Here is an 18,567-nt window from a genome sequence, read left to right as displayed (position 1 = left end):
TGGCACGCAAGAAAAAAGCCGCGGCAGTGCCGCGGCATTCTCGTGACCAGGACGGCGATCTTCAGCCGTTCGGAATCAGCGTCTCGATGAGGTGCTCGACATAGGCCTCGAAATCCTCGCGGGCCTGCTTGGGCTGCTGCAGCTGCAGCGACAGCTGCAGGAAGCCGACATACGCGGCATAGGCCAGGCGCGCACGATGCCGCGCATCGGTGGAGCTGAGCCCGGCCTGGCGGAACGAAGCAATCAGATAGTCCAGCCGGCGCTGCGACACGCGGTCGATCACCGGGCGCACCATCGGATGATCCAGCGCCTTCAGCAGTTCGCTGTAGATGATGTGCGGCTGCACTTCGTGCGCCACCATCTGGAACAGCTGGCGCAGGCGTACGCGCGGATCGGGCACATCCTCGAGGCTGCCGAACACCTGTTCCTGTTCGAACAGTTCCCAGCGTTCCAGCGCCGCCTGCAGCAGGGCATCGCGCGAGGGGAAATGCCAGTAGAAACTGCCCTTGGTCACACCCAGGCGCCGTGCCAACGGTTCCACCGCGACGGCACCTACACCTTGTTCAGCAATCAGGTCGAGGGCCGCCTGGGCCCAGTCTTCGGCACTCAGGCGGCTGTTGCGGCCGGCGCGCGGTTCGCCGGCGGAAGCGTCAGGTTGATTCATGGGCTGATTTAACCATACGCCGGGGTTCGTTGCAGTACGCCGTTGCGGTGGAAACCGTTACGGGCCCTGCCGGCCCCCCTGCCGCAGTGCACCATACCATGCAGTATTGACTTCCCCCTCAAGCAATCCATACTATCCGGTATGGTTACGTCCCCTACTCCCGCTGCGTTCCATGACCTGCGCCTGGACGCTGCCCATGGCGCGCGTTTGGCAGCGACCGCCAGTGACCACGGCCGTCGCGGCCGGGTGCTGTTCGCGCATGGGTTTGGCCAGACCCGCCACGCCTGGAATGCCACTGCGCGCGCGCTGAACGCGGCCGGCCTGCAGACCCTGGCCTACGATGCCCGCGGCCATGGCGATTCGGACTGGAATGCCGCCGACCTGCCGTATCACGGCGAACAGTTCGCCGATGACCTGATCGTCCTGGCCGGCGAGCAACCGCGCCCGCCGGTGCTGGTTGCCGCGTCGATGGGCGGCCTGTTCGGCCTGCTGGCCGAATCGCGCTGGCCCGGCCTGTTCTCGGCAATGGTGCTGGTCGACATCACCCCGCGCTGGGACACCGCTGGTGTCGAACGCATCCTTGCGTTCATGACCGCCCATCCCGATGGCTTCGCGTCGCTGACCGAGGCCGCCGACGTGATCTCGGCCTACATGCCGCACCGGCCACGCAAGTCCGAGCAGTCGCTGCGTGCACTGCTGCGCGAGGACGGCAACGGCCGCTGGCGCTGGCATTGGGATCCGCGCCTGGTGGCCGAGCTGGCCCGCGACAGCGAGCAGCACCAGGATGCGCTGGCCGAAGCCGCACGCCAGGTGAAATGCCCGCTGCTGCTGGTCAGCGGCGGCCGCAGTGACCTGGTCACGCCGCAGACCGTGGCCGAATTCCTGGCGCTGGCGCCGCACGCGCGCCATGTACAGCTGCCGCAGGCCACGCATATGGTCGCCGGCGATGACAACGACGCCTTTACCGCTACTGTGTTGGACTATCTGGACGTGTTGCCCGCAGCGGATGCTGCAGCTTCGTCCGCCACAAACGAGCACGTCACCGGAGCACGCTCATGAGCATCGTTCTTCCCTTCCTCGCCCTGCTGCTGGCAGGCGCGTTCGTCGCCTACCACCGCATGCGGCTGGTTACCTGGACGCTGATCAGCGTGGCCCTGCTGGCCGCCTGCTGGTTCATTCCCTACGTCAACCAGACCGCCACGATCGTCGCGGCCGCGGTGCTGGCGGTGATCGCCGTGCCGCTGCTGCTGCCGTTCATCCGCAAGCCGCTGCTGACCGCCCCGATGATGAAGGTGTTCCGCAAGGTGCTGCCGCCGCTGTCGCAGACCGAGCGAATCGCGCTGGAAACCGGCTCGGTCGGTTTCGAAGGCGAGCTGTTCACCGGTGACCCGGACTGGAACATCCTGCTGAACTACCCCAAGCCGCAGCTGACCGCTGAAGAGCAGGCCTTCCTCGATGGCCCGGTCGAAGAGCTGTGCACCATGGTCAACGACTGGGAAATCACCCATGTCCATGCCGACCTGCCGCCGGAACTGTGGGCCTTCATCAAGAAGAACAAGTTCTTCGGCATGATCATTCCCAAGGAATACGGCGGCCTGGGCTTCTCCGCGCTGGCCCACCACAAGGTGATCCAGAAGCTGGCCTCGGTGTCCTCGGTGGTCAGCTCCACCGTTGGCGTGCCGAATTCGCTGGGCCCGGGTGAACTGCTGGTGCATTACGGCACCCAGGAACAGAAGGACCAGTACCTGCCGCGCCTGGCGGATGGCCGCGAGGTTCCGTGCTTCGGCCTGACCGGTCCGTTCGCTGGCTCCGACGCCACCTCGATTCCCGACTACGGCATCGTCTGCAAGGGCGAATGGAACGGCGAGCAGGTGCTCGGCGTGCGCCTGACCTTCGACAAGCGCTACATCACCCTGGCCCCGGTCGCGAGCCTGATCGGCATGGCCTTCCGCATGTATGACCCGGATAGCCTGATCGGCGACACCCGCGACATCGGCATCACCCTGGGTCTGCTGCCGCGCGACACCGCCGGCGTGGAAATCGGCCGTCGCCATTTCCCGCTCAACTCGACCTTCCAGAACGGTCCGATCAAGGGCAAGGATGTGTTCATCCCGCTGACCCAGCTGATCGGTGGCGCCGCGATGGCCGGCAAGGGCTGGAACATGCTCAACGAGTGCCTGGCCGTGGGCCGTTCGATCACCCTGCCCTCCACCGCCAGCGGCGGTGCCAAGGCCGGTGCCGCCGTCACCGGCGCCTATGCGCGCATCCGCAAGCAGTTCGGCCTGTCGGTCGGCCGCTTCGAGGGCGTTGAAGAGGCGCTGGCCCGCATCGGCGGCAAGGCGTACAAGATCAGCGCGCTGTCGCAGGCTACCGCTGCGGCGGTCGATCGTGGCGACGTGCCGTCGGTACCGTCGGCGATCGCCAAGTACCACTGCACCACCATGAGCCGCGAAGTGATCTCGGACATGATGGATGTGATCGGCGGCAAGGGCATCATCCTGGGGCCGCGCAACTTCGCCGGCCGCAGCTGGCAGGCCGCACCGATCGCGATCACCGTGGAAGGTGCCAACATCATGACCCGCAGCCTGCTGATCTTCGGCCAGGGTGCGATCCTCTGCCACCCGTGGGTGCTGAAGGAAATGAAGGCGGCGCAGGATCCGGACACCCGTGCCGGCCTGCAGGAGTTCGACCGCAGCCTGTTCGGCCACATCCGCTTCGGCATCTCCAATGCCGTGCGTTCGTTCTGGTTCGGCCTGACCGGCGCCCGCTTCGGTGCCGCCCCGGGCGATGCCTATACCCGCCGCTACTTCCGCAAGCTGGACCGTTACTCGGCCAACCTGGCGCTGATGGCCGACATCTCGATGATGACCCTCGGCGGCAAGCTGAAGTTCAAGGAATCGCTGTCCGGCCGCCTGGGCGATGTGCTGAGCCATGTCTACATGACCAGTGCCATGCTCAAGCGTTACCACGACGAAGGCGCACCGCAGGCCGACCAGCCGCTGCTGGCCTGGGCCTTCCATGACAGTGTGCACAAGATCGAGGAATCGCTGTCGGCCGCCCTGCGCAACTTCCCGATCCGTCCGATCGGCTGGCTGATGTGGGCGCTGATCTTCCCGCTGGGCCGTCGTGCCGAGGCTCCGGGCGACCGCCTGAGCCGTCGCGTCGCCGCCCTGCTGATGGCGCCGAACGAAGCCCGCGACCGCCTGGCCAATGGCGTGTTCCTGACCCCGTGCGAGAACAACCCGGGTGGCCGCATCAACAGCTACCTGAGCAAGGCGATCATGGCCGAGCCGGTGGAGCGCAAGTTCCTGAAGGCGCTGAAGAGCAAGGGCATCGAGGCGCTGGACTTCAAGGCGCAGCTGGACGAAGCCGTGGCCGAAGGCGTGATCACCCAGGACGAGCGCAGCCTGCTGGAAGAGCTGCGCACGCTGACCCTGGACACGATCACCGTGGACGACTTCGACACCCACGAACTGCGCGCGGCCAGTTACTACGACCGCCAGCACAAGGACCCGCATTCGCAGGCGGCCTGACCGCCCGCGACACGCGTTGCCTTCGACGGCGGGCCTCGGCCCGCCGTCGCTTTATCCGCCGACCGGAATACCCACCATGTCCACGCCCCTGCTCTCGCTCTACCACCGCCTGCAGCGCTGGCCCGCCGGCAGCTGGCTGTTCTCGCGCGCGGTGTGTTTCAAGGCGCCCTACTTCGCCAGCATCGCGCCCACCATCACCGCACTGGAGCCAGGCCGCTGCGAAGGCGTGATCCGCCAGCACCGCCGCATCAACAACCACATTGGCACGGTACATGCGATCGCGATGTGCAACCTGGCCGAGCTGGTCGGCGGGGTGATGGTGGACGCCAGCCTGCCGGCAGACATGCGCTGGATCCCCAAGGGCATGGACGTGAAATACCAGGCCAAGGCCTTGGGCACGTTGAAGGCCGTGGCGACGCCAATGTTGTCCATCGTCAGTGCTGCGGACGGCTACGACCTGCCCGTGAAGGTCAGCGTGACCGATGCGGCAGGGACCGAGGTGTTCCATGCGACCATCGCAATGTGGGTATCGCCGCGCCCTCCGCGCACAGGCTGATCAACCATGACGACCACTGAACTGCTTGTGCGCCTGGCAGGCATTCACAGCCTGGGGTTTGCCGCCTTCCATCTGGCGTTCTGGCGGCTGTTCGGCTGGAAACGCGAGCTCGCCAAGCTCGGCACGCTCAACCGCGCGATCATGCAGATCCTCAATCTGCGCGTGATCTATGTGTTCCTGGGAATGGGGCTGATCGCGCTGATCTTTGCCCCGGACCTGGTCGACACTCGTCTGGGGTTGGTCCTGCTGGGTTTCATGGCGGTGTTCTGGGTGGGCCGCACACTTGAGCAATTCATCTTCCTGCGTATCAACGACTGGCGCGTACACCTGCTGACGGGCCTGTTCGTGCTGGGTGCGGCGCTGCATGCCGTGCCAATGTGGCTGGGCTTCATGCGCGCCATCAGCCGCTGAGCGGCGGCGCCTGCCAGCACGCGCCCACGTCAGAGCGCTCGCGACACCAGCGCCAGAATGGCCGGTACGGCCTGGATCATGAAAATGCGCCGGCTCACGCTGTACGCGCCATAGCACCCGGCCACCACCACGCAGGCCAGCGAGAACGTCACCAGCACCGGCTGATCGATCACCAGCCCCACCCCGATGCCCGCCGCCAGGAAGCCGTTGTACAGGCCCTGGTTGGCCGCCAGCACGCGCGTGGTCTCTGCCTTCTCCGGCGTGTTGCGGAAGGTCTTCAGGCCCAGCGGGCGCGTCCACAGGAACATTTCCAGCACGAGGAAATAGACGTGCAGCAGGGCGACCAGCAGGGTCAGGGCGAGTGCGATCCAGTACATGGGCGGTTCCTTGGATAGATGGATGGGGTGATGGGGTCAGAGCCCTCTCCGTGGGAGAGGGAGCCGACCCCGCGCGGCTCAGCGGTCGCGCGGCAGCTTCTTTTCTTCGCGCAGCACACCGAATGCAGCGGCGGTCATGCACGCGGCAACCACCACGCCGCCGATGAACACCACGTGTGAACCAAACAGCGACAAGCCCTTGTGCACCCACGCAAAGCTCAGGTCCGCGCCGCGGTACACCACGGTATCGATGGCCGCACCGGCCTTGTAGCGCCACTGCCGGTCCACGCGGGTATAGATGGTTTCGCGTGCCGGCTTGGCCAATGCGAACTCGCTGGCGCGGGTCATCACCTGCACCACTGCGACCATCAACGGCATGGGTGAAGCGGCAAGCACCGAAAAGCCGATCAGGATCGCAAAGCCAGGGACCAACAGGGCCGGCGCAATACCGTGACGCGACAGCAGCCACCGGGTCAGGCCAAGCTGCATCAGCAGCGCCAGTGCGTTCACCGCCAGGTCGATACGCGAGAAGAAGGCCGTGGCAGCGCCTGCATCGTTGAACGCCGCACGCACGATGCTGGCCTGCTGGTTGTACAGCAGGGTGCCCACGCCCACACCGAACACCACCATGATCGCCAGCCAGCGCAGCAACGGCTCACGCACGATCAGTTTCAGACCGTCCAGCACGCTGCCACCCATCGGCTGCTCGCCGGATACCAGCTGCTGCTCCTGCTCACGCAGCACCGCCCAGTGCCGCAGTCGCCAGATGCTCAACAGGCAGATGGCGAGGAATCCGGCCGAGACCAGCATCAGGTTGGCGATGCCCACACGCTGCACCAGTGCACCGGTGATGATCGGCCCGAGAAAGGCACCGATGGTGCCTGCCGCGCCGATGTAACCGTAGAAGGCACGTGCCTGCGCGTTGGAAAACACATCGGCCATGAAGCTCCAGAACACCGCCACCGCGAACAGGTTGAAGACAGTGATCCAGAAAAAGAACGCCATGCCGCGGCCCGGCACACCGCTGTCGAACAGTACGTAGAAACCCAGCAAGGTGACGATGAAGAAGCCATACACCGCCGGCAGGAACACCCGGCGCGGGAAACGGCTGACCAGCCAGCCGTACACCGGCTGCAACACCAGCATGATCACGAACACGCAGGTGAACAGGAACTGCAGGACGAAGTCCTTCAACGCGATCCCATGACGGTCGAACCAGCCGATCAGGATCGGCGGGAACACCGTTTCCAGGTCTGCCGAGGCCGCCATCGCCTCGCGCACCGGACGCAGCACGTAGTAACCGCTGAGCAGGCAGAAGAAATACAGGAAGGACCACCACAGCGCCGGCGACTCGCGCAGCGCCGCCACCAGTCCGCGCAGCGGCCCCTTGCCCGATGCCGCGCTCACGCGGCGTCCCTCGCCCACAGACGGCGGTTGGACAGTGGCATCGCAGGCTCCGGGCGCAGTGAAGCGCGTACGTTAGCGAATGCAATGCAACATCGCCAGCAGGCGACCGCCGATGGACGTTGGGGCCAGGTCTACGGAAGGTCCGGATGACACGTTCCGACACACGCATTTGGAGCGTCAAAATTCCAACTTTTTCAACAAGATGCGCATTCATCTTCGCTTTGTTTGTGCACAGGGGAAAAGCGGCGCTAGAATCGCCATCAGCAGTCGCGCACGGGTCCAACCGATGAAAAAGAACAGCCTGCGCCGTCCGATCCGTTCGGCGGCCACCGGTTTGCTGGGCATGTTGATGCCCGTTGCCTTGTCCACCACCGCGCAGACCCCGCCGGCGTTGCCACCGATGCCGGCCAACATCGAATCGACCGCCGCCACCGCCGTCGCCCACACCCAGCCGGCGGCCTACCGCACCGGACTGGTGCCGCAGGTGCAGGCCCCGGCCGCAGGCTTCAACGTCGCCAACATCGAGTCGATGGCACAGCAGCTCACCTATGGCGAGCGCGTGCCGGGCATGGCGGTGGCGATCGTGCAGGGCGGCCGCATCCTCAGCGCGCGCGGCTACGGTGTCACCGACGTCAACAACCCGCTGCCGGTCGATGCGCACACCGTGTTCCGCCTGGCGTCGCTGTCCAAGGCATTCGCCGGCACCATGGCCGGCCTGCTGGTCAACGACGGCACCCTGCGCTGGGACAGCAAGGTCACCGACTATGTGCCGGGCTTCCGCCTGAACTCACCGGAGGCCACCGACCGCCTGACCGTCGCCGACGTGCTCAGCCATCGCGTCGGCCTGCCCTACAACGCCTACGACCGCGACATCGAAGGCAACGCCGAGTACTACGCGCTGACCCAGAAGCTGGCCAACACCAGCCTGAAGTGCCTGCCGGGCGACTGCTACGCGTACCAGAACGTGGCCTTCAGCCTGATCGGCGACGTGGTCTATGCCGCCTCGGGCAGCTTCTACGAACAATCGGTCGAACGCCGCATCTTCAAGCCGCTGGGCATGAACGATGCCAGCCTCGGCCTGGCCGGCATCCAGGCCAGCTCGCGCTGGGCGCGTCCGCACGTGCGCAGCCGCAACGGCTGGGTATCGCTGACGCCGAAGCCGACCTACTACCGCGTCGCGCCGGCCGCTGGCGTCAATGCCAGCGCCAGCGACATGGCGCAGTGGCTGCTGGCCCATACCGGGCACCGCCCGGACGTGCTGCCGGCACCGCTGCTGGCGACGCTGCATTCCAGCCTGATCAACACCCCCGGCGAGATGCGTTCGGGCTGGCGCCGCGAGCGCCTGCATTCTGCCGGCTACGCACTGGGCTGGCGCACCTTCGACTACGCCGGCCACGACGTGGTGTTCCATGCCGGCGCGGTGCAGGGCTATCGCGGCCTGGTCGCGCTGGTGCCGGAACGCGATCTCGGCATCGCCATCATGTGGAACGGCGAAAGCGGCCTGCCCAGTGGCCTGCTGCCGACCGTGCTCGATTCCGCGCTCGGCCTGCCGGCGCAGCGCTGGCTGGACGTGGACACCGACTTCGGCAGCGACAACCTGATGGCCGAGGGCGCGAGCCCCGCGCAGCAGGACAAGCGCAAGGGCAAGGGGGCTTCGAGCAACCGCGCGGTGGCGTCGCCGCGCTGATCTGGCGAGCTGTGCCGTAAGCATGAGGGGCGGCCTGCGGGCCGCCCTTTTTGTTCGTCTGCACAGCGCCGTGCTCGACCGCCGGTGATCGATGGAGTCGAGCGTGCTCGACCCTACAAGGGCGGTGAAGCAGTCGACTGGCAGTCGACTCTACCGTTGCCCATGGCGGCGAGCGCCCATAAAAAAACCCCCTCCCTGCTGGGCAACAGGGAAGGGGTTTCAGGATGCGGCTATCGGGAAATACTTAGATCAGCGGCGCCGGCGTTGCCGGCAGAGCGACCGGAGCGGCCTTCTTCTTGCGGGCGGCCGGCTTGCGCTTGGCAACCTTCTTCGCTGCCTTCTTCGGGGCAGCCTTCTTGGTCGCCTTCTTCGCGGTCTTCTTGACTGCCTTCTTGGCGGTCTTCTTCACCGCCTTCTTTGCAGTCTTCTTTACTGCCTTCTTGGCGACCTTCTTGGCCGGCTTGCGGGCAGTGGCCTTCTTGGCAGTCTTCTTGGCTACCTTCTTGACGGCCTTCTTCGCGGTCTTCTTGACGGCCTTCTTGGCAGTGGACTTCTTGGCTACCTTCTTCGCCGCCTTCTTCACTGCCTTCTTCGCAGTGGTCTTCTTGGCGACCTTCTTCGCAGCCTTCTTCACTGCCTTCTTGGCGGTCGCCTTCTTCGCGACCTTCTTCACTGCCTTCTTGGCAGCGGCCTTCTTCGCGACCTTCTTCACCGCTTTCTTGGCGGCGGGCTTCTTCTTCGCAGCTTTCTTGGTTGCCATGGGATGGCTCCTCGTCAGTGATAGGGAGTTGAAACGCCCAGGTGGATCAAACCCGCAGGTGCTGCGTGCGGGGACCGCCGGCGCGTCAGGCGCGCCGTTACGGATGCGGCAATGCCCGCCTCGATCGGCGGAGCGGGCATCGGAACGGGAGGTGCCTTGCATTTCTCCGGGGGAAGCGGGGCCATGTCCACCGTCATCAGGGTCGCGGTGGTCTTGAAGGGGCTGCTTCGCATCGGACGATTGATTCTGCGCACTCGGTTGGGCAGGCAAGGTCTGCTGAGGCGAAACCTAATCACGGTTTTTTTTACTGTCAACAACCCCCGCGAAAAATTTTCACATCCGCGCCATTCCCGGTGGCGCCTGCACGGCCGTTGCGCTCCGCTCGCAACGACCCTCAAAGCACAACGCACGCACGCTGGCGACAACGCCAGCAGTGCATGCGTTGAACAAAAAACACTTGAAATAAGCACTCCGCGCAGATGCATGGATGCGATTCGCAGTGACGGGCATGCATCGCCAACGGCGGTCGTCGCCAGTGCCAACGCCAGCACAACGGCACCGCAACGGGGGGCGAAAAGTTTTCACATCCGGACGCGCCGACGCAGGGTGGAAACGCGGATTTGCGCAAAACTGCGCACGCCCGTCGGCACCGCCCGCAGGTCGGCTGATACCGCGTCGAGGGTGTGCAGCGAACCCTGCGTCATGAGTCCGGCGCGTTCGCCAAAACAAAAACGGCCACCCGAAGGTGGCCGTGTCCGAACCCGGGAACGACGACTCAGTGGTCTTCGTTTTCCAGGGCTTCGGCGTATGCGTCCGGGTCCAGCAGCTCGTTGAGCTCTTCGGCGTTGGTCAGTTCGACCACGAACATCCAGCCTTCGCCGTAGGCATCTTCGTTGATGGTTTCCGGCTTGTCGGACAGGTCCGAGTTGACCTCGACGACCTTGCCGCTGATCGGGCTGTAGACGTCCGAAGCGGCCTTGACCGATTCGACGACGGCGATCTGCTCGCCGGCCTTGGCGGTCGCGCCGACTTCCGGCAGCTCGACGTAGACCAGGTCACCGAGCAGGCCCTGGGCGTGGTCGGAAATACCGACGGTGACGCGGCCGTTGCCTTCGACACGGGCCCACTCATGGGACTTGAGGAACTTGAGGTCGCCGGGGATCTCGCTCATGGGACTGCTCCAGAGATATGCAGGGGTGGAAAAAACGGGGCTAGTGTAACCAACCGGCCGCCACTGCTGTCAGTGACGGCCGGCATGTTCGGATCAGGCGTCGGCAAGCACGCCGGGCTGGGCCTGGCCTTCGCGCACGAACGGGAACTTGACCACGCGCACCGGCACCTGCCGGCCACGGATATCGACGGTAACCTCGCCGAGTTCGCCGGCCGGCACGCGGGCAAACGCGATGCCCTTGGCCAGGCTTGGCGAGAAGGTGCCGGACAGGATCTCGCCCTGGCCGCTGGCGGTGGTCACCGCCTGGCCGTGGCGCAGCACGCCCTTCTCGTCCATCACCAGGCCGATCATCTGGCGCGCGGTGCCAGCAGCCTTCTGCGCTTCCAGCACGTCGCGGCCGATGAAGTCGCGGCCTTCGTCCAGCGACACGGTCCAGGCCAGTGCCGCTTCATAAGGGCTGATGTCCTCGTCCATGTCCTGGCCGTACAGGTTCATGCCGGCTTCCAGGCGCAGGGTGTCACGCGCACCGAGGCCCGCCGGCTTCACGCCCGCGGCCAGCAGGCGGTTCCAGAACGCGACCACGGCATCCTGCGGCAGCAGGATCTCGAAGCCGTCTTCGCCGGTGTAACCGGTGCGGGCGACGAACAGCTCGACACCATCGTCAGCCTTGACCTGCAGGGCAGCGAAACGTCCGAGCTTGGCCAGCGCGTCGCGGTCGGCGCCGCCGACCAGACCGACCACGATGTCGCGTGCCTGCGGTCCCTGCACGGCGAGGATGGCCAGGTCCGGGCGCTGCTCGACGCTGACGCCGAACGGCGCGGCCTGCTCGCGCAGCCAGGCCAGGTCCTTCTCGCGGGTGGAAGCGTTGACCACCATGCGGAAGAAATCATCGCCGAGGTAGTAGACGATCAGGTCGTCGATGACGCCGCCGCGCGGATTCAGCATGCACGAGTACAGCGCCTTGCCCGGCACCTTCAGCTTGTCGACCGAGTTGGCCAGCAGGCGGCGCAGGAACGGCTTGACCTGGTCACCGCGCAGGTCGACCACGGTCATGTGGCTGACGTCGAACACACCCGACTCGCGACGCACCAGATGGTGCTCGTCGAGCTGCGAGCCGTAGTGGATGGGCATGTCCCAACCCCCGAAATCGACCATCTTGGCGCCGAGGGCGCGGTGGGTATCGTTGAGCAGCGTCTTCTGGGTCATGACCGGGTCCGGCAGCAGAGGAAACAAGAATCCCCATTATCCCAGATCGGTCGCCCGCAGGCGTGCCGCAGCGCAGCGGCTCTACAGGGGGCGGTCTGCCGGCTCGACCTGCAGCGTGCTGCCCTGTACCGCCACCACCCGCACCAGGCTGCCGGCCTGCAGTTCCGGGCCGCTGACCTGCCAGTACGCGTCGTCGATGCTGACCCGGCCCTGCCCGCCGACGATGCCCTGCTGCAACGGCACCACCCGTCCGACCAGCTGCTCGGCGCGGCGGTTGAGCAACGGCGCATCGCTGGGCCGCGCCCTTGCCCTGCCCCAGCGCCGGTAGCACTGGATCGAAACAATGCTCAGCAGCACGAACGCCACCACCTGCCACAACAGGGGAATGCCACTGAACACGGCAACCAGTACGAACACGGCCGCCGCACCGATGCCGATCCACAACATGAACGCGCCTGGCGCCAGTGCCTCGGCGGCAAACAGCAGCAATGCCAGTGCGCCCCAGCCTACGACTTCCCAACGCATGTCAGCCCCCGATCGGCGGGGGTCGCTTGCCCGCCGGTGCATTGCCCTGGGACGCCAGCGCCTGCTTGGCCAGCTCGGCCACGCCGGCGATGGAACCGATCACGCCACTGGCTTCCATCGGCATCAGCACCAGCTTCTGGTTCGGCGAACTCGCCAGTTCCTTGAACGCCTCCACGTACTTCTGCGCAACGAAGTAGTTGATCGCCTGCACGTCGCCTTCAGCGATCGCTGCCGACACCACCTTGGTGGCCATGGCCTCGGCCTCGGCCAGGCGTTCGCGCGCCTCGGCATCGCGGAACGCGGCCTCGCGGCGACCTTCGGCTTCCAGCACGGTAGCCTGCTTCTCGCCATCGGCGCGCAGGATCTCCGACTGCCGCGAACCTTCTGCCTCGAGGATCTGCGCGCGCTTCTCACGCTCGGCCTTCATCTGCCGGGCCATCGCATCCAGCAGGTCGCGCGGCGGCTGGATGTCGCGGATCTCGATGCGGTTCACCTTCACGCCCCAGGGGTTGGTGGCATGATCGACCACGCTCAACAGCTGGGCGTTGATCACCTCGCGCTGGCTCAGCGATTCGTCCAGGTCCATCGAACCGATCACGGTACGGATGTTGGTCTGCACCAGGGCGATCATCGCCACTTCCAGATTGGCCACCTCGTAGGCGGCCTTGGCCGCATCCAGTACCTGGAAGAACACCACGCCATCCACGCGAACGGCTGCGTTGTCCTTGGTGATCACTTCCTGGCTGGGTACGTCCAGCACCTGCTCCATCATGTTCACTTTGCGCCCCACCCCGTAGACGATCGGGATCAGGAAGTGCAGGCCAGGGGTCATGGTGTGGGTATAGCGCCCGAAGCGCTCGACGGTCCATTCGTATCCCTGCGGCACCATCCGTACTGCCTTGAACAGAATGACCACGGCCACGAAGGCCAGTACCACGGTAAAGAACATGGTGGGGAACATCGCGCTTTCCTTATCTATGACGTCCAGGCCCCAGCATAGCGCGTGAAGGCGGCATGCACAGCCTGGGCTACCAGGGAACCCGTCGGCGCAGGATGTCCACGAACATCACCCAGTCACCCATGAATGAGTACAGCGGGTGGCGGAAGGTAGCCGGGCGGTTCTTCTCGAAGAAGAAATGGCCGATCCAGGCGAAGGCGTAGCCGCACAGCAGCGCGGCCAGCAGCAGCATCGGCTGCCCGCGCAGGAGGGCTGCCACAATCAGCAGCAGCACCCCACAGCTGCCGATGAAGTGCAGCCGGCGCGACACCGGATGGCGGTGCTCGCTGAGGTAGAACGGATAGAACTCGCGGAAGCTGGCGAATCGCGACATACGGATGCTCCGGGGGCCGTGCTCACCGCCATCATGCGCCTTCCCGGGAGGCAAAGCGGCAGTGCATGATCCGGTGGCGCTGCCTTTGTAGAGTCGAGCCATGCTCGACTGGCCCCCGCAGATGCAGTCGAGCATGGCTCGACTCTACAGAAGAGCGGAATCCGCCGGACATGGCCCGGCGCTACAGAATGCCGGAGCAGTCGAGCGCGCTCGACGCTACACAGAGGGCGTGCGCGGCCCGAACATGATCACCGCCATGCCGGCCAGGCACAGGACTGCACCGATCAGATCCCAGCGGCTGGGGCGGATGCCGTCGACCAGCCACAGCCAGAACAGCGCGGTGCCGATGTAGACGCCACCGTAAGCGGCATAGACGCGGCCGCTGGCGGTCGGATGCAGGGTCAGCAGCCACGCGAACAGGGCCAGGCTGGCCGCCGCCGGCAGCAGCAACCAGATGCTCCCACCCTTGCGCAGCCACAACCAGGGCAGGTAACAGCCCACGATCTCGGCCAGCGCGGTCAGCAGGAACAGGGCGAGTGTCTTCACGCCTTTTCCGCCGCCTTGGCGCGCTGCCACAAGCCTTCCTGCGCATCCAGGTCCATCGTTGCCAACGTGCTGCCCTGCGCTTCGGCCTGCGCTTCCATCGAACGGAAGCGACGCTCGAACTTGTGATTGGCCCCGCGCAGCGCGGCGCCCAGGTCGATCTCGGCGTGGCGGGCCAGGTTGGCGCAGACGAACAGCAGGTCGCCCAGTTCTTCCTGCAGCCGCACCTTGTTGCCGGCAAGGTCACCGCGCTCGAACTCCTCGCGCAGTTCCTGCAGCTCCTCGGCCGCCTTGTCCAGCACCGGCAGCGGGCCCGGCCAGTCGAAACCGACCTTGGCCGCACGCGACTGCAGCTTCACCGCCCGCTGCCATTCCGGCAGGCCGCGCGAGATGCCGGCCAGCGCGGAGGTATCCTGCTCGCCCTTGGCGGCGCGCTCGGCGCGCTTGATCGCCTCCCAGTTGCGCATCACCCCGTCGGCATCATCGACGCTGACGTCGGCGAACACATGCGGATGGCGACGCTGCATCTTGTCGCTGATCGCGCGGGCGACATCGGCAAAGGCGAAAGCGCCCTGCTCCTCGGCCATGCGCGCATGGAACACCACCTGCAGCAGCAGGTCGCCCAGCTCGTCACAGAGATCGTCGAGGTCGCCACGGTCGATCGCATCGGCGACCTCGTAGGCTTCCTCGATAGTGTACGGCGCGATGGTCGCGAAGTTCTGCTCCAGGTCCCACGGGCAGCCGCCCTGCGGATCGCGCAGGCGCGCCATGATCGACAGCAGGCGTTCCAGTTCGGTGCTGGCAGCGCTGTGCTGGGTGGGGGTGTCATGCGCGCTCATGCGGCCTCCAGGGTCAATCGGACAACCAGTCGCGCCACGGCAGGCTGGTGTCACCAAGGGCAATGAAATCGCCGTTCAACAGGGTTTCGCGGCGGTTGTAACGGAAGGGCTTGCCGGTCGCTGCCGACAGTACCGCGCCGCCCGCGGCGTGCAGCACGCACTGGCCGGCGGCGGTATCCCATTCGGAGGTCGGGCCGAGCCGCGGGTAGACGTCCAGGCCGCCTTCGGCGATCCGGCAGAACTTCAGCGACGAGCCCTGGGCAATGGTCTCGATGCGGCCCATGCGGGCCAGCAGTGCCTCGGTCTGCGGTGAGCGGTGCGAGCGGCTGGCGGCGACCCGCAGCGGCGCGGTGGCCGGCGTACGCGTGCGCAGCACGGTGTCATGCAGGCCCTGGCGCCGGTAGGCCAGCTCGCCACGCATGGCATGCCAGACGATGCCGGTGACCGGGGCCAGTACCACGCCGAAGGCGGGCGCGCCCTGGTAGATCAAGGCGATGTTGACGCTGAACTCGCCGTTGCGCTTGACGAACTCGCGGGTGCCGTCCAGCGGGTCGACCAGCCAGTACGCGCCCCAGTGGCGACGCTGCTCCCATGGCACCTGCGCCGATTCCTCGGACAGGACCGGAAGCTCCGGGGTCAGCTGCTGCAGGCCCTGTTCGATCACCTGGTTGGCGGCCAGGTCGGCCGCGGTGACCGGGCTGTTGTCATCCTTGATCCGCACGTCGAAGCCACCGGCATACACCTGCATGATGGCCTGTCCGGCTTCCTGGGCGATGGCGATGGCCGTCTCGCGCAGGTCCGTGGTCAGCTTGATCATCGCGCTCCCTGCAGCCACTGGCGGGCGATGAACAGCGCTGCCAGCGAGCGACCCTCGGAGAAGTCCTCGCGCAACATCAGCTGGTCCAGCTCGGCCAGCTTCCACGGCACGACCTCCAGCTCTTCCGGCTCATCGCCGGGGAGCTTCTCCGGGTAAAGATCGCGTGCCACCACCAGCCACGACTGATGGCTCATGTAGGTCGGGGCCAGGGTCATCGCGCGCAGCACGTCGACCCGGCGCGCACCGTAGCCGGCCTCTTCCTTCAGCTCACGGTCGGCCGCCTGCTCGGGCGTCTCGCCGGCGTCGATCCGGCCCTTGACCAGGCCCAGCTCATAGCGATGCATGCCGGCCGCGTATTCACGTACCAGCAGCACGGTCTCCTCGTCGAGCATCGGCACCACCACCACCGCGCCATGGCCACGGCTGACCAGGCGCTCGAAGCGGCGGTGCTCGCCGTTGGAGAACTCCAGGTCCAGATGCTGGCGCTGGAAGGGACCGTTCTCTTCATCGGTGATCCGATGGATGATCGGCAAGCGACGGCCGGCACGGTCATCGTTCATGCGGAGTCTCCGCGGCGGCCGGCGCCTGCGCCGGGGCCGATAGAATGTGCAGGCAGCAACATGTTCATGAGCCCGAAATGCTAGCAGACCCAACCCCCTCCCCGCTGGCCCGCCAATGGCGGCAGCGCGACCTGCAGGTGCTGTGGCACCCGTGCACGCAGATGCGCGAGCATCCGCACACCCTGCCGCTGGTGCCGATCGCCCGCGGCGAAGGTGCCTGGCTGATCGACCACGACGGCAATCGCTACCTGGACGCGGTCAGCAGCTGGTGGACCAACCTGTTCGGCCACGCCGAGCCGCGCATCGGCGGCGCCATCGCTGCCCAGGCCGGGCAACTGGAACAGGTGATGCTGGCCGGATTCGGCCACGAGCCGGCCATCATCCTGGCCGAGCGCCTGCTGGCACTGGCGCCGCGCCAACCCGGCCGCGAGCCGCTGGCGAAGGTGTTCTACGCCGACAACGGTTCAGCCGGCGTGGAAGTGGCGCTGAAAATGGCCTTCCAGTACTTCCAGAACCGCGGTGAGTCCCGCCGCACCCGCTTCATCTCACTGGAGAACGGCTACCACGGCGAGACCCTGGGCGCCCTGGCGCTGGGTGACATTCCGCTGTACCGCCGTGTCTACGCGCCGCTGCTGGCCGAAGGCCTGTTCGCGCCCTCGCCCGATGCCTATCTGGCCGAGCCGGGCCAGAGCCCGGCCGACCGTGCGCGGCAGGCCGCCGACGGGCTGGCCACGCTGTTCGACCAGCACCCGGGCGAGATCTGCGCGGTGATCCTGGAGCCACGCCTGCAGTGCGCGGGCGGCATGCGCATGCATGACCCGGCCTACCTGCAGCGCGTGCGCGAACTGTGCGACGCACACGGTGCGTTCATGATTGCCGATGAGATCGCCACGGGCTTCGGCCGCACCGGCACGCTGTTCGCCTGCGAACAGGCCGGGGTGATGCCGGACCTGATGTGCCTGTCCAAGGGCCTGACCGGCGGCTTCCTGCCGCTGGCCGCGGTGCTGGCGACACAGGCGCTGTACGACGCCTTCCTTGATGACTCGCGCGAGCGTGCGTTCCTGCATTCGCACAGCTACACCGGCAACCCGCTGGCCTGCGCGGCCGCCCTGGCAACGCTGGACATCTTCCGCGACGACGATGTGATCGCCCGCAATCGCGGGATTGCTTCGGTGATGGGCACGCTGGCGGCACCGTTTGCCGACCACCCGCATGTGGCCGATGTGCGCCAGGCCGGCATGGTGGTGGCGTTCGAGCTGTCGCGTGGCGGCAACAGGCAGACGCCGTTCGACCCGGGCCTGCGGCTGGGGCTGCACGCCTACAAGGCCGCGCTGAAGCGTGGCGTGGTGCTGCGCCCGCTGGGCGACGTGCTGTACTGGATGCCACCCTATTGCGTGGACGACGAACAACTGGAGCTGCTGGCACATACCACGCTGGCAGCGATTGACGAGGCGATTGCATGCGCGTGACCCGCTGCCCCATCGACCTGGCGCTGCACAGCGGCCAGACCCTGGCCCTGCCGGAAGAGACCGCCAACCATCTGGTGCGGGTGATGCGCCTGCGCGAAGGCGATACCTGCGTGCTGTTCAACGGCGACGGCCATGACTACAGCGCCACCCTCACCGTGGCCGGCAAGCGCGAGGTTCAGGTCCGCATCGACGCAGTGGACAGGGTGGACAACGAATCACCGTTGGCGATCACGCTGCTGCAGGGCATCGCCCGTGGCGAGAAGATGGACCTGATCCTGCAGAAGGCCACCGAACTGGGCGTCGCGGCGATCATTCCGGTCAACGCCGAGCGCACCGAGGTGAAGCTCGACGCCGCACGCGCCGAGAAGCGCGTAGCGCACTGGAACAACGTGGTGACCTCGGCGTGCGGCCAGTCGGGGCGTGCGCGCATTCCACCGGTGGGTCCGCCCCTGTCACTGGCGCAGGCTGCGGCGGCATTGCCTGCCGATACGTTGCGGCTGACACTGGACCCGCAGGGCGCGCATCGGCTGTCGACGCTGGACGCCGCACCCGCCGGTGGCATCGTGATCGCCATCGGTCCGGAGGGCGGTTGGTCGCCGCGCGACCGCGACCAGTTGGCGGCGGCCGGGTTCCAGGGATTGCAGCTGGGCCCGCGCATCCTGCGCACGGAAACCGCCGGCCTGGCCGCGATCGCGGCACTGCAGGCACGGC

At 66.4% G+C, this 18,567-nt stretch carries 20 protein-coding genes; 7 read left to right on the top strand and 13 right to left on the bottom strand.

Annotated elements, in window-relative coordinates; all coding sequences use genetic code 11:
- Positions 1 to 61: 61 nt before the first annotated feature.
- Positions 62 to 664 carry a TetR/AcrR family transcriptional regulator gene (locus N7590_RS03720; protein ID WP_006464233.1) on the bottom strand — a complete coding sequence of 201 codons (603 nt, stop codon included), beginning with the start codon at positions 662 to 664 and terminating at the stop codon, positions 62 to 64.
- Between the two features lie 141 nt (positions 665 to 805).
- On the opposite strand from N7590_RS03720, the gene N7590_RS03715 reads away from it, so the two are divergent.
- The 4 genes from N7590_RS03715 (at position 806) to N7590_RS03700 (ending at position 5,164) form a co-directional block, all read left to right on the top strand.
- Positions 806 to 1,723 (top strand): alpha/beta fold hydrolase, encoded by a 918-nt coding sequence (locus N7590_RS03715; protein ID WP_053511807.1) that lies wholly within the window; start codon positions 806 to 808, stop codon positions 1,721 to 1,723.
- Positions 1,720 to 4,197: an acyl-CoA dehydrogenase gene (locus N7590_RS03710; protein ID WP_279935166.1), complete on the top strand. Its 2,478-nt coding sequence runs from the start codon at positions 1,720 to 1,722 to the stop codon at positions 4,195 to 4,197. The genes N7590_RS03715 and N7590_RS03710 overlap by 4 nt, the downstream gene beginning before the upstream one ends.
- 76 nt (positions 4,198 to 4,273) lie before the next feature.
- Positions 4,274 to 4,753: a hotdog fold domain-containing protein gene (locus tag N7590_RS03705; protein ID WP_164241735.1), complete on the top strand. Its 480-nt coding sequence runs from the start codon at positions 4,274 to 4,276 to the stop codon at positions 4,751 to 4,753.
- A 27-nt stretch (positions 4,754 to 4,780) separates the two neighbouring features.
- Positions 4,781 to 5,164 (top strand): hypothetical protein, encoded by a 384-nt coding sequence (locus N7590_RS03700; RefSeq protein ID WP_239544322.1) that lies wholly within the window; start codon positions 4,781 to 4,783, stop codon positions 5,162 to 5,164.
- A 29-nt stretch (positions 5,165 to 5,193) separates the two neighbouring features.
- Here the strand turns inward: N7590_RS03700 and N7590_RS03695 are convergent, their stop codons facing one another.
- Together N7590_RS03695 and N7590_RS03690 are read right to left on the bottom strand one after the other, a co-directional pair.
- Positions 5,194 to 5,541 carry a DUF1304 domain-containing protein gene (locus N7590_RS03695; protein WP_164241737.1) on the bottom strand — a complete coding sequence of 116 codons (348 nt, stop codon included), beginning with the start codon at positions 5,539 to 5,541 and terminating at the stop codon, positions 5,194 to 5,196.
- A gap of 78 nt (positions 5,542 to 5,619) precedes the next feature.
- Complete coding sequence (locus N7590_RS03690; RefSeq protein WP_164241738.1) at positions 5,620 to 6,948, bottom strand: MFS transporter; 1,329 nt, start codon at positions 6,946 to 6,948, stop codon at positions 5,620 to 5,622.
- Between the two features lie 286 nt (positions 6,949 to 7,234).
- Between N7590_RS03690 and N7590_RS03685 the strand changes: the two genes are divergently transcribed.
- Entirely contained in the window at positions 7,235 to 8,635 is a 1,401-nt protein-coding gene (locus N7590_RS03685) for a serine hydrolase domain-containing protein (RefSeq protein WP_053511032.1), read from the top strand.
- A 244-nt stretch (positions 8,636 to 8,879) separates the two neighbouring features.
- Here N7590_RS03685 and N7590_RS03680 read toward each other — a convergent pair whose 3' ends face one another.
- The 10 genes from N7590_RS03680 to nudE all read right to left on the bottom strand — a co-directional run bounded on the left by N7590_RS03680 (position 8,880) and on the right by nudE (position 16,387).
- Positions 8,880 to 9,395 (bottom strand): hypothetical protein, encoded by a 516-nt coding sequence (locus N7590_RS03680; RefSeq protein ID WP_053511034.1) that lies wholly within the window; start codon positions 9,393 to 9,395, stop codon positions 8,880 to 8,882.
- 775 nt (positions 9,396 to 10,170) lie between these two features.
- Positions 10,171 to 10,566 (bottom strand): glycine cleavage system protein GcvH, encoded by a 396-nt coding sequence (gcvH, locus tag N7590_RS03675; protein WP_053450537.1) that lies wholly within the window; start codon positions 10,564 to 10,566, stop codon positions 10,171 to 10,173.
- Positions 10,567 to 10,659: 93 nt separating this feature from the next.
- Positions 10,660 to 11,772 carry a glycine cleavage system aminomethyltransferase GcvT gene (gene gcvT / locus N7590_RS03670; RefSeq protein ID WP_164241739.1) on the bottom strand — a complete coding sequence of 371 codons (1,113 nt, stop codon included), beginning with the start codon at positions 11,770 to 11,772 and terminating at the stop codon, positions 10,660 to 10,662.
- Positions 11,773 to 11,853: 81 nt separating this feature from the next.
- Complete coding sequence (locus N7590_RS03665; protein WP_053450539.1) at positions 11,854 to 12,297, bottom strand: NfeD family protein; 444 nt, start codon at positions 12,295 to 12,297, stop codon at positions 11,854 to 11,856.
- A 1-nt stretch (position 12,298) separates the two neighbouring features.
- Positions 12,299 to 13,258, bottom strand: coding sequence for an SPFH domain-containing protein (locus N7590_RS03660; protein WP_008268117.1), 960 nt, complete (start codon positions 13,256 to 13,258; stop codon positions 12,299 to 12,301).
- A gap of 67 nt (positions 13,259 to 13,325) precedes the next feature.
- Positions 13,326 to 13,628, bottom strand: a complete 303-nt coding sequence (locus N7590_RS03655) for a DUF962 domain-containing protein (RefSeq protein ID WP_164241740.1) — start codon at positions 13,626 to 13,628, stop codon at positions 13,326 to 13,328.
- Positions 13,629 to 13,844: 216 nt separating this feature from the next.
- Entirely contained in the window at positions 13,845 to 14,174 is a 330-nt protein-coding gene (locus tag N7590_RS03650) for a YnfA family protein (RefSeq protein WP_164241741.1), read from the bottom strand.
- A complete protein-coding gene (gene mazG, locus N7590_RS03645) occupies positions 14,171 to 15,010 on the bottom strand; it encodes a nucleoside triphosphate pyrophosphohydrolase (RefSeq protein WP_164241742.1) in 840 nt (279 codons plus the stop codon). Before mazG ends, N7590_RS03650 begins: the two co-directional genes overlap by 4 nt.
- A gap of 13 nt (positions 15,011 to 15,023) precedes the next feature.
- The gene (cysQ, locus tag N7590_RS03640; protein ID WP_053450542.1) at positions 15,024 to 15,827 is read right to left on the bottom strand and encodes a 3'(2'),5'-bisphosphate nucleotidase CysQ; all 804 of its coding nucleotides are present in this window, start codon (positions 15,825 to 15,827) and stop codon (positions 15,024 to 15,026) included.
- Complete coding sequence (gene nudE, locus N7590_RS03635; protein WP_006464605.1) at positions 15,824 to 16,387, bottom strand: ADP compounds hydrolase NudE; 564 nt, start codon at positions 16,385 to 16,387, stop codon at positions 15,824 to 15,826. Before nudE ends, cysQ begins: the two co-directional genes overlap by 4 nt.
- 77 nt (positions 16,388 to 16,464) lie before the next feature.
- Here nudE and bioA point away from each other — a divergent pair, with 77 nt between their 5' ends.
- Entirely contained in the window at positions 16,465 to 17,856 is a 1,392-nt protein-coding gene (gene bioA / locus N7590_RS03630) for an adenosylmethionine--8-amino-7-oxononanoate transaminase (RefSeq protein ID WP_239544324.1), read from the top strand.
- Positions 17,847 to 18,567, top strand: a 721-nt coding sequence (locus N7590_RS03625) for a 16S rRNA (uracil(1498)-N(3))-methyltransferase (RefSeq protein ID WP_279935165.1), incomplete at its 3' end; no start/stop codon positions are given. The genes bioA and N7590_RS03625, both read left to right, overlap by 10 nt.

The organism is Stenotrophomonas sp. GD04024 (assembly GCF_029837545.1).
Classification (GTDB): domain Bacteria; phylum Pseudomonadota; class Gammaproteobacteria; order Xanthomonadales; family Xanthomonadaceae; genus Stenotrophomonas; species Stenotrophomonas forensis.
This window is presented reverse-complemented; position numbering and strand designations above follow the sequence as displayed.

Bases quoted from the DNA above. Each gene is read 5' to 3' on its own strand.
- N7590_RS03660 (WP_008268117.1), bottom strand. From the start codon at position 13,258: ATGTTCCCCACCATGTTCTTTACCGTGGTACTGGCCTTCGTGGCCGTG.
- N7590_RS03655 (WP_164241740.1), bottom strand. From the start codon at position 13,628: ATGTCGCGATTCGCCAGCTTCCGCGAGTTCTATCCGTTCTACCTCAGC.
- bioA (WP_239544324.1), top strand. From the start codon at position 16,465: ATGCTAGCAGACCCAACCCCCTCCCCGCTGGCCCGCCAATGGCGGCAG.
- N7590_RS03665 (WP_053450539.1), bottom strand. From the start codon at position 12,297: ATGCGTTGGGAAGTCGTAGGCTGGGGCGCACTGGCATTGCTGCTGTTT.
- N7590_RS03710 (WP_279935166.1), top strand. From the start codon at position 1,720: ATGAGCATCGTTCTTCCCTTCCTCGCCCTGCTGCTGGCAGGCGCGTTC.
- N7590_RS03715 (WP_053511807.1), top strand. From the start codon at position 806: ATGGTTACGTCCCCTACTCCCGCTGCGTTCCATGACCTGCGCCTGGAC.
- N7590_RS03720 (WP_006464233.1), bottom strand. From the start codon at position 664: ATGAATCAACCTGACGCTTCCGCCGGCGAACCGCGCGCCGGCCGCAAC.
- N7590_RS03705 (WP_164241735.1), top strand. From the start codon at position 4,274: ATGTCCACGCCCCTGCTCTCGCTCTACCACCGCCTGCAGCGCTGGCCC.
- N7590_RS03685 (WP_053511032.1), top strand. From the start codon at position 7,235: ATGAAAAAGAACAGCCTGCGCCGTCCGATCCGTTCGGCGGCCACCGGT.
- gcvH (WP_053450537.1), bottom strand. From the start codon at position 10,566: ATGAGCGAGATCCCCGGCGACCTCAAGTTCCTCAAGTCCCATGAGTGG.
- N7590_RS03695 (WP_164241737.1), bottom strand. From the start codon at position 5,541: ATGTACTGGATCGCACTCGCCCTGACCCTGCTGGTCGCCCTGCTGCAC.
- mazG (WP_164241742.1), bottom strand. From the start codon at position 15,010: ATGAGCGCGCATGACACCCCCACCCAGCACAGCGCTGCCAGCACCGAA.
- cysQ (WP_053450542.1), bottom strand. From the start codon at position 15,827: ATGATCAAGCTGACCACGGACCTGCGCGAGACGGCCATCGCCATCGCC.
- gcvT (WP_164241739.1), bottom strand. From the start codon at position 11,772: ATGACCCAGAAGACGCTGCTCAACGATACCCACCGCGCCCTCGGCGCC.
- N7590_RS03680 (WP_053511034.1), bottom strand. From the start codon at position 9,395: ATGGCAACCAAGAAAGCTGCGAAGAAGAAGCCCGCCGCCAAGAAAGCG.
- nudE (WP_006464605.1), bottom strand. From the start codon at position 16,387: ATGAACGATGACCGTGCCGGCCGTCGCTTGCCGATCATCCATCGGATC.